The sequence below is a fragment of the Mycobacterium colombiense genome, from assembly GCF_003284935.1.
Classification (GTDB): domain Bacteria; phylum Actinomycetota; class Actinomycetes; order Mycobacteriales; family Mycobacteriaceae; genus Mycobacterium; species Mycobacterium arosiense_A.
The window spans coordinates 1-9,564 of record NZ_QMEV01000110.1; the positions used below are offsets into that span (position 1 = coordinate 1).

The window sequence follows — 9,564 nt, forward strand, 5'->3', positions numbered from 1 at the left end:
GGTGGATCTGGCCGAGGCGGCCGGGCTGGACCCGGACGACCGGCGGCCCCGCGACGCTCGTCGTGATCCGGCCGCACACCTGCCGCGGGCGGTGCGCTGGCAGCGCTACAGCCGCGCGTCGGCCAGCGAACTGCACCGCGCCTGCGGCGCAGACATCGCCCGGGGATCGCTGCGGTTGTGGTCTCAGGCCTGTGCCTCGCTGCCGGGGGAATCCTGGTGAGCGGCGAATCCGGCGACGATCCCGTCGCCGTGGTGGACGCGCTGGTGGCGGCGGCCGGGCCCGGGCTGGATCCGCCGGCCATCCAGCGCCTCGACGCCGTGCTGGTGACCGGCCCGTGGATGGCCGGGGTCAGCGCGGTGGCCGACGCGCTGCGTAAGCGGCTCCCGCAGCGCACGTTCGTGGAGTCGACGGACCTCGGTCCCCGCGAGGTGCCGATGGCGGTGGTGTTCGTCGTGTCCGCGGCGGCGAACCTGACCTCGTCGGACTGCGCGCTGCTGGACGCCGCGACCGAGCACACCGACGCGGTCGTCGGGGTGGTGTCCAAGATCGACGTGCACCTGAACTGGCGGGAGATCGTCGCCGCCAACCGCGACGCGCTGGGCGCGCACGCGCCGCGCTACGCGCGGGCGCCCTGGGTGGGCGCGGCGGCCCTGCCCGATCTGGGGGACCCGGACGTCGACGACCTGGTCGAGACCGTCTCGGCGCAACTCGAGGACCCCGATCTGGCACGGCGAAACCGGTTGCGGGCGTGGCAATCCCGGCTGCAGACGCTGAGCCGGCGGTTCGATCGCGAGGTCGAGGGGTCGGGCCGGCGGGCCCGGGTGGAGGCGCTGCGCGAAGAGCGCAGCGCCGCCCTGCAGCAGCGGCGGCAGGCGAAAAGCGAGCGCACCATCACGCTGCGCGGCCAGATCCAGCAGGCCCGGGTGGCGCTGTCGCACTCCGCGCGCAACCGGTGCGCGTCGGTGCGCACCGAACTGCAGGAAAACGCGGCGGGGCTGTCGCGGCGCAAGTTGCCCGGCTTCGAGACGGACGCCTACGAGGCGCTCGAGGAGGCGGTCGCCGAGGTCAGCCGCGACACCGACACGAAACTCGCCGAGGTGGCGCAGGTGGTGGACGTGCCGATGGAGCTGCCGCCGCTCGAGCAGCTGCCCACGGTCGACGTGTCACCGCCGCCGCTGAAGTCCCGCCGGCACGAGACCTGGCTGATGATCCTGCTGGGCGTCGGGTTCGGGCTCGGCGTGGCGCTGACGTTGAGCAGGCTGATGAGCGGGCTGGCCTCGCGGCTGAACCCCGCACTTGCCGCCGTCGCGGGCCTGGCGTGCGTGGCGATCTCGGTGGCGCTCACCTACATGGTGATCAACCTCCGAGCGCTGCTGCACGACCGGTCGCTGCTGGACCGCTGGGCCGGTGACGTGACGGCCTCGCTGCAATCGGTCGTCGAGGAGCTGGTCGCCACCCGCGTGCTGGTCGCCGAGTCGGTGTTGAGCAAGGCGCTGCTGGCCCACGACGAGGCCGAGAACGCGCAGGTGTCGGCCGCGGTGGGCGTCATCGACGCCGAATTGCGCGAGCACGCCCTGGCGGCCGCGCGGGCCGCCGCCGCGCGGGATCGGGACATGCCGGCGGTGACGGCCGCCCTGGCAGCGGTGCGTGCAGAACTGGGTGAACCGGGTATACGAGAGGACGAAAGTCACGCCGAACAAGCCAGCGCTGACGAGACCCAAAAACCCGCTTCAAGGAGCGAAGATGGCGACCCGTCGGGATCTTCTGAATCGTTGTTGTGAGAAGGCTTATACCTGCCCGAGACTTCCCCGACAAGATCCTCAGGATAACCTGTAGTTAACGCCACCAATTCCTTAATTGTGTGGGCGAGAGCATAGCGAGCAACACCAGCCCGATACGCAGAAGAATCCAGGAGAGTTCGATGACCTCAGCGACCATTCCCGGCTTGGACACAGCACCCACGAATCACCAGGGCCTGCTGTCATGGGTGCAGGAGGTTGCCGAGCTCACCCAGCCCGATCGGGTGGTTTTCGCTGACGGCTCCGACGAGGAGTTCCACCGGCTGGCGGCCCAGCTGGTCGAGGCCGGCACGCTGAAGAAGCTCAACGAGAAGAAGCACCCCAACTCCTACCTGGCGCTGTCCGATCCGTCCGACGTGGCGCGGGTGGAGTCCCGGACCTTCATCTGTTCCGAGCGCCAGATCGACGCGGGCCCGACCAACAACTGGATGGACCCGTCCGAGATGCGGTCCACCATGACCGACCTGTACCGCGGCTGCATGCGCGGACGCACCATGTGGGTGGTGCCGTTCTGCATGGGCCCGCTGGGCGCCGACGACCCCAAGCTGGGTGTGGAGATCACCGACTCGGAGTACGTCGTCATCTCCATGAAGGTGATGACCCGGATGGGCAAGGCCGCGCTGGAGAAGATCGGCGACGACGGGTTCTTCGTCAAGGCGATGCACTCGGTGGGCGCGCCGCTGGAACCGGGCCAAAAGGACGTGCCGTGGCCGTGCAACGACACCAAGTACATCACCCACTTCCCGGAGACCCGCGAGATCATGAGCTACGGCTCCGGTTACGGCGGTAACGCGCTGCTGGGCAAGAAGTGCTACTCGCTGCGCATCGCCTCGGCGATGGCCCACGACGAGGGCTGGCTCGCCGAGCACATGCTGATCCTCAAGCTCATCTCCCCGGAGAACAAGGCCTACTACTTCGCCGCGGCATTCCCGTCGGCGTGCGGCAAGACCAACCTCGCGATGCTGCAGCCGACCATCCCGGGCTGGCGCGCCGAGACGCTCGGCGACGACATCGCCTGGATGCGGTTCGGCAAGGACGGCCGCCTGTACGCGGTCAACCCCGAGTTCGGCTTCTTCGGCGTCGCGCCGGGCACCAACTGGAAGTCCAACCCCAACGCCATGCGCACCATCGAGGGCGGCAACACCGTCTTCACCAACGTGGCGCTCACCGACGACAACGACGTGTGGTGGGAGGGCCTGGAGGGCGAGCCGCAGCACCTGATCGACTGGAAGGGCCGCGACTGGACGCCCGACTCGGGCGAGAAGGCCGCCCACCCCAACTCGCGGTACTGCACCCCGATGTCGCAGTGCCCGATCCTGGCGCCCGAATGGGACGACCCGCAGGGCGTGCCGATCTCCGGCATCCTGTTCGGCGCCCGGCGCAAGACCACGGTTCCGCTGGTGACCCAGGCCCGCGACTGGCAGCACGGCGTGTTCATGGGGGCCACCATGGGCAGCGAGCAGACCGCCGCCGCCGAGGGCAAGGTCGGCACCGTGCGCCGCGACCCGATGGCTATGCTGCCGTTCCTGGGTTACCACGTCGGTGACTACTTCCAGCACTGGATCGACCTGGGCAAGAACTCCGACGAGTCCAAGCTGCCCAAGGTGTTCTTCGTCAACTGGTTCCGCCGCGACGAAGACGGCGGCTTCCTGTGGCCGGGCTTCGGCGAGAACAGCCGGGTGCTCAAGTGGATCGTGGACCGCATCGAGCACCAGGCCGGCGGCCAGGACACCCCGATCGGCATCGTGCCGACGGCCGACGACCTGGACCTGGACGGTCTCGACGTCGACGGCGGTGACGTGGCCAAGGCGCTGGCGGTCAACCCGGCCGAGTGGCGCGAGGAACTGCCCTTGATCGAGGAGTGGTTCGAGTTCGTCGGCGACAAGCTGCCCACCGGCGTGCGCGACGAGTTCGAGGCCCTCAAGCAGCGGCTGTCCGAAGCCGGCTGAGCGACGCGGCCGGCGACCACTTAACACCCGTCAAGTTTGGCGGCGGTACAGTCTGCGCATGCAGATCCGCCCCTACATCGGCGCCGACAAACCTGCTGTCATCCTGTACCCGTCCGGGACGGTCGTCACCTTCGACGACCTCGAAGCGCGAGCCAATCGACTGGCGCACCGGTTCCGCCAGGCGGGTCTGCGTGAGGGCGACACCGTCGCAATCCTGATGGAGAACAACGAGCACATCCATGCGGTGATGTGGGCGGCTCGTCGCAGCGGTTTGTACTACGTGCCGATCAACACCCACCTGACCGCGGCCGAGGCGGCGTACATCATCGACAACAGCAGCGCCAAGGCCATCATCGGCTCGGCGGCGCTGCGCGACACCCTCGCGGGGTTGGCCGAGCACTTGCCCGGCGGCCTACCCGGGCTGCTGCTGATCGCCGATGGTGAGCTGTCCGGCTGGGAGCGTTACCCGGAATGCGTTGCCGGACTGCCCGATTCCCCGATCGACGACGAGATCGAGGGCGACCTGCTGCAGTACTCGTCGGGCACCACGGGGCGGCCCAAGGGCATCAAACGCGAATTGCCGCACGTGCCACCGGCCGAGGCGCCCGGCATGATGTCGGCGTTGGTCAGTTTCTGGATGACGCCCGATTCGGTCTATCTCAGCCCGGCGCCGCTGTACCACACGGCGCCGTCGGTGTGGTCGATGAGCGCGCAGGCCGGCGGCATCACCACCGTCGTCATGGAGAAGTTCGACGCCGAAGGCTGCCTCGACGTCATCGCACGCCACCGGGTCACGCACGGCCAGTTCGTGCCGGCAATGTTCACCCGCATGCTGAAACTGCCTGAGCAGGTGCGTCATTCGTACGACCTGTCCAGCCTGCAGCGGGTGATGCACGCGGCGGCCCCGTGCCCGGTGGAGATCAAGAAGCAGATGATCGACTGGTGGGGGCCGATCATCGACGAGTACTACGCGTCCTCCGAAGCGCACGGCTCGACGCTGATCACCGCCGAAGAGTGGCTGGCCCATCCGGGTTCGGTCGGCAAACCCATGGGCGGCGCCGTGCACATCCTCGACGAGCACGGCAACGAGCTGCCGCCGGGACAGGCCGGCGAGATCTACTTCGAGGGCGGCTACGCGTTCGAATACCTCAACGACCCAACCAAAACCGCCTCCTCGCGCGACAAGTACGGCTGGGCCACCGTCGGCGACATCGGCTACCTGGACGACGAGGGCTACCTGTACCTGACCGACCGGCGCCACCACATGATCATCTCCGGCGGGGTGAACATCTACCCGCAGGAGGCCGAGAACCTGCTGGTCACCCATCCGAAGGTGCTGGACGCCGCGGTGTTCGGGGTGCCCGACGACGAGATGGGCCAGCGCGTGGTGGCGGCCGTGCAGACCGTCGAGGCCGCCGACGCCACCGACGAATTCGCCGAGGAGCTCACGGCGTGGCTGCGAGACCGCTTGGCGCACTACAAATGCCCGCGATCGATCGCCTTCGAAGCGCAGCTGCCACGCACCGACACCGGCAAGCTCTACAAGAACGTGCTGATCGAGAAGTACTCGGTGTGAGCCATGCTCCGGGTGGTCGACCTGTCGAGTGCGCCGCACGACGGCCCGGGGTCGCCGCCCGGGGTGATCGTCTGCATCGGTTCGGCCGCCGACCTCGCCGCGTCCGAATCCTGGCTTGACGCGGCAACTTTCACGCTCACCGAGGAACCCTGCGCCGACCGGCGGGTGGTCACCGTCGAGTCGGTGCCGGCGACCCTGGACGAGCTGACGGCACGCTGCGGACGGTGGCCGCACGCCAGCGCCGTCTGTGACGACGTGCTGCGCGCGGTGGACCCGCTCGGCCCGACGCTGCCCGGGGTGATGACCGAGTCGTTGGCGTACTCGACCCTGCAGGCCGGCCCGGAGTTCGCGCGGTGGCTCCGCGAGCGGGGCCCGGCTCGCGTGCCCGAGATCGCCGACCCGGTGCGGGCGACGCGCGACGGCGACGTCGTGCGCATCGCGTTCAACCGTCCCCAGCGGCACAATGCGTTCTCCACCGATGCGCGCGCGGCGCTGTTGGAGGCCCTGGCCGTGGCGCAGCTGGACCCGTCGGTCACCGGCATGGTGTTGAGCGGCAACGGCCCGTCGTTCTGCAGCGGCGGGGACCTCGCCGAATTCGGCACCTTCGCCGAACCGGCGAGTGCGCATCTGGCCCGCACCCGCTACAGCCCGGCCCTGGCGCTCGATGCGCTGACGGTCAGGCTCGGCCGGGCGTGCCGGGCGGAGGTGCACGGCCGGGTGCTGGGCAGCGGACTGGAGATGGCGGCGTTCTGCGGGTGGGTCACCGCCCGCGACGACGCGGTGTTCGGGCTACCCGAATTGGCGTTGGGGCTGCTCCCCGGCGCCGGTGGCACCGTCAGCGTCACACGGCGGATAGGCCGTTGGCGCACAGCGTATCTCGTGTTGTCCGGGCGCGCCGTGGGCGCGCCCACCGCGCTGGACTGGGGGCTGGTGGACGAGGTCGGGGTTCAGAAGCCCGAATAGGTGGTGGTGGTCGTGGACGGGATGGACGACACGATCGCGGCGAACATGGCGAACCACAGCACCACACCGATCACCGCCGCGACGGCACCCACGATCGCGCCGATGATGGCCCACTTCTTGGCGTTGTTCGACGCCTCCTGGGCTTCGGCGTAGCGGCCCTGGGCCCACAGTCCGGACACCTTGGTGGAGTAGACGATCGACACGATCCCGAACGGCAGGCAGCACAGCACCGTGACCAGGATCGCCCAGACCAGATAGTTCTCCGGCTCCTGCCATCCCGGCTGGGGCGCCGGCCATCCGGCGGGCGGGGGCTGCCCCTGCCACCCGGGCGGCTGCTGGGCCTGCCACCCGGCGGGGTGCTGAGCCTGCCATTCCGGTTGTTGGCCTTGCCATTCCGGTTGCTGCCCCTGCCATTCTGGCGAACCGCCGGGCGGCACGGGAGGATAACTCATGGCGGCTGCCTTTCCCTGTGGTTCCCGCGGTTGGCGAACAGCTTTGCTGCCGTACCGGTTCGCCCGCCGGAGAAGTCAGGTAAATATACCCCCAAACGTTGTTCTCGGGCCGTGAGATTCGCGGGCCGGATCAGATCCCGCCGCGCGTCACCAGCTGGCGGGCAATCACGTTGCGCTGGATCTCGTTGGTGCCTTCGCCGACGATCATCAGCGGCGCGTCCCGGAAGTAGCGTTCCACGTCGTATTCGGTGGAATAGCCGTAGCCGCCGTGGATTCGCACCGCGTTCAGCGCGATCTCCATCGCGACCTCGGAGGCGAACAGTTTGGCCATCCCCGCTTCCATGTCGCAGCGTTCGCCGCTGTCGTAGCGCTCGGCGGCGTACCGGGTGAGCTGTCGCGCCGCGGTGAGTTTGGTCGCCATGTCGGCCAGGTAGTTCCCGATCGACTGATGCTGCCAGATGGGCTGGCCGAAGCTCTCCCGCTGCTGGGCGTAGGCCAGGGCGTCTTCGAGCGCCGCGGTGCCAACGCCGAGGGCGCGGGCGGCCACCTGGATACGTCCGGTCTCCAGGCCCTTCATCATCTGTGAAAAGCCATCGCCCGCAACGCCTCCCAGCAACGCCGTGCGAGGTAGGCGGAAGTTGTCGAATGACAGCTCGCACGACTCCACGCCCTTGTAGCCCAGCTTGGGCAGGTCCCGCGACACCGTCAGGCCCGGCCCGTGCTCGACGAGCGCGATCGAGATGCCCCGGTGACGCGGGGTGGCGTCCGGGTCGGTCTTGCACATCAGGGCGATCAGCCTGGAACGGCGGGCGTTGCTGATCCAGGTCTTGGATCCGTTGATCACCAGGTGATCGGCGTCGTCGGGGCCGGCGGGCAGCGCGGTGGTGGTCATGTTCTGCAGATCCGAGCCGCCGCCGGGCTCGGTTAGCGCCATGGTGGCGCGCACCTCGCCGGTGGCCATCCGCGGCAGGTAGCTGCGCTTCTGGTCCTCGGTGCCGAACAGCGTCAGCAACTTCGCGACCACGGTGTGCCCGCCCATCGCACCGGCCAGGCTCATCCAGCCGCGCGCCAGTTCCTCGGTGACGCGCACGTAGCACGGCATCGACACCGGCGAACCGCCGTACTCCTCCGGAACGGCCAGACCGTAGATGCCGATCCGCTTCATCTGCTCGATCCAGGCCTCGGGGTAGGCGTTTTCGTGTTCGACCTCGCGAATGCTCGGTTTGACGTCGCGGTCGATGAACGCCCGCACCGTGGCGACCAGCATCTCTTCTTCGTCGTTCAGTTCCCCGCTCACCCGCGACCACCCGATCCACTTGCGCCGAACGTCGACTTGATGTGCGAAATCGGAGCGAAAGGGCGCCACCAAGTCGACGGCGGGTCGATTCCGAATTGACCCTCGATTCCACAGCCTGCCAGCATGGGTCGTTGTGACGCGTGACGGGTATGCGGGAATCCGCGAGGGCGGACCGTACTTCGACGACCTCTCGGTGGGGCAGGTGTTCGACTGGGCGCCGTCGATGACGCTGTCGTCCGGATTGGCGGGCGCTCACCAGGCGATCGTGGGCGACCGGCTGCGGCTGGCGCTGGACGCCGACCTGTGCGGCGCGGTGACGGGCCTGCCGGCGCCGTTGGCCCACCCGGGGCTGGTGTGCGACGTGGCGATCGGGCAGTCGACGCTGGTGACCCAGCGGGTCAAGGCCAACCTGTTCTATCGCGGTCTGGTGTTCCACCGGTTTCCGGTGATCGGCGATTCCCTCTACACCCGCACCGAAGTGGTTGGGCTGCGGGCGAATTCGTCGAAGCCGGGACGGGCGCCGACCGGACTGGCGGCGCTGCGGATGATCACGATCGACCAGGCCGATCAGTTGGTGCTCGACTTCTACCGGTGTGGCATGCTGCCGGCCGGCCCGGATTGGCGGCCGGAGGACGGGCCGCACGACGATCTGTCCGGCATCGGCGCCGACGTGGCCGGCCCGGCCCACGATCCGACCGCGCACTGGGCCGGCGAGGTGTTCCGGGACAAGGTGCCCGGCCCGCACTTCGACGCCGGCGTGGCGGGTGCGGTGCTACACAGCACCGCCGACGTGGTCAGCGGTGCTCCCGAACTTGCCCGGCTCACCTTAAATATCGCTGCCACGCACCATGATTCGCGGGTCGGCGGTCGCCGGCTGGTGTATGGCGGGCATACCATCGGGCTGGCCTTGGCGCAGGCGTGCAGGTTGCTGCCCAATCTGGTGACGGTGTTGAACTGGCAATCCTGCGATCACACCGGGCCCGTGCACGAGGGCGACACGCTCTACAGCGAGCTGCACGTCGAATCGGCCGAGCCCACCGATCACGGCGGCGTGCTGGGGCTGCGCTCGCTGGTGTATGCGGTCAGCGACACCGCGGGTGAACCGGACCGTCCGGTGCTGGACTGGCGGTTTCACGCGCTGCAGTTCTGAGACGAGGTGCGCCACGCGCACAATGGGGACGTGAGCTCGGCGGCAACCCACTGGGGAAGCAGCGGGCTGGCCCATTTGACCGGCCTGCCCGACGGTCCCGCCGACTTCTCCCGCGCCAACGTGCTGACTCGCGCCCTCGAGGTCGCCACGGCCGTCGGTGACCGGCTGGGCATCGCTGTCGATGCACCGAGCCTGCTGACGGGGCGGGCGGCATTGCTGGGATTGACCCGCGCCGGGCGGGTCTCGCCCGGCGGCGCCACCCGCCTGCTGGCCGCCCGCGATGGCTGGTGCGCGCTCACCCTGTCGCGCGCCGACGACGTCGACGCCGTCCCGGCGCTGGTGCAGGCCAACGACGTGGGCGCCGACCCGTGGCCGGT

The 9,564-nt window shown here is 69.1% G+C and carries 7 protein-coding genes and 2 pseudogenes; 7 read left to right on the forward strand and 2 right to left on the reverse strand.

What is annotated here, in order from left to right; genetic code table 11:
• The 5 genes and pseudogenes from DQP57_RS25440 to DQP57_RS25460 form a co-directional block, all read left to right on the forward strand.
• Positions 1-220 (forward strand): annotated as a pseudogene (locus DQP57_RS25440) (hypothetical protein); the annotation flags it as partial.
• Positions 217-1,782, forward strand: a complete 1,566-nt coding sequence (locus DQP57_RS25445; protein ID WP_205869237.1) for a hypothetical protein — start codon at positions 217-219, stop codon at positions 1,780-1,782. The pseudogene DQP57_RS25440 and the gene DQP57_RS25445, both read left to right, overlap by 4 nt.
• Before the next feature lie 140 nt (positions 1,783-1,922).
• Positions 1,923-3,749: a phosphoenolpyruvate carboxykinase (GTP) gene (locus DQP57_RS25450; protein ID WP_112635551.1), complete on the forward strand. Its 1,827-nt coding sequence runs from the start codon at positions 1,923-1,925 to the stop codon at positions 3,747-3,749.
• A gap of 58 nt (positions 3,750-3,807) precedes the next feature.
• Complete coding sequence (gene fadD4, locus DQP57_RS25455; RefSeq protein WP_112635553.1) at positions 3,808-5,325, forward strand: fatty-acid--CoA ligase FadD4; 1,518 nt, start codon at positions 3,808-3,810, stop codon at positions 5,323-5,325.
• A gap of 3 nt (positions 5,326-5,328) precedes the next feature.
• Positions 5,329-6,288, forward strand: coding sequence for an enoyl-CoA hydratase/isomerase family protein (locus DQP57_RS25460; protein ID WP_112635555.1), 960 nt, complete (start codon positions 5,329-5,331; stop codon positions 6,286-6,288).
• Here DQP57_RS25460 and DQP57_RS25465 read toward each other — a convergent pair.
• Positions 6,273-6,740 (reverse strand): CD225/dispanin family protein, encoded by a 468-nt coding sequence (locus DQP57_RS25465; protein WP_112635557.1) that lies wholly within the window; start codon positions 6,738-6,740, stop codon positions 6,273-6,275. The two genes, DQP57_RS25460 and DQP57_RS25465, sit on opposite strands and share 16 nt — an antisense overlap.
• Positions 6,741-6,870: 130 nt before the next feature.
• Positions 6,871-8,025 carry an acyl-CoA dehydrogenase family protein gene (locus DQP57_RS25470; protein ID WP_165821900.1) on the reverse strand — a complete coding sequence of 385 codons (1,155 nt, stop codon included), beginning with the start codon at positions 8,023-8,025 and terminating at the stop codon, positions 6,871-6,873.
• 145 nt (positions 8,026-8,170) lie between these two features.
• Between DQP57_RS25470 and DQP57_RS25475 the strand changes: the two genes are divergently transcribed.
• Both DQP57_RS25475 and DQP57_RS25480 read left to right on the forward strand, forming a co-directional pair.
• Positions 8,171-9,187 (forward strand): MaoC family dehydratase, encoded by a 1,017-nt coding sequence (locus DQP57_RS25475; protein ID WP_112635559.1) that lies wholly within the window; start codon positions 8,171-8,173, stop codon positions 9,185-9,187.
• A 30-nt stretch (positions 9,188-9,217) separates the two neighbouring features.
• Positions 9,218-9,564 (forward strand): annotated as a pseudogene (locus DQP57_RS25480) (CoA transferase); the annotation flags it as partial.

Coding starts and splice junctions, on each gene's coding strand:
- DQP57_RS25450 (WP_112635551.1), top strand. CDS start 1,923: ATGACCTCAGCGACCATTCCCGGCTTGGACACAGCACCCACGAATCAC.
- fadD4 (WP_112635553.1), top strand. CDS start 3,808: ATGCAGATCCGCCCCTACATCGGCGCCGACAAACCTGCTGTCATCCTG.
- DQP57_RS25460 (WP_112635555.1), top strand. CDS start 5,329: ATGCTCCGGGTGGTCGACCTGTCGAGTGCGCCGCACGACGGCCCGGGG.
- DQP57_RS25465 (WP_112635557.1), bottom strand. CDS start 6,740: ATGAGTTATCCTCCCGTGCCGCCCGGCGGTTCGCCAGAATGGCAGGGG.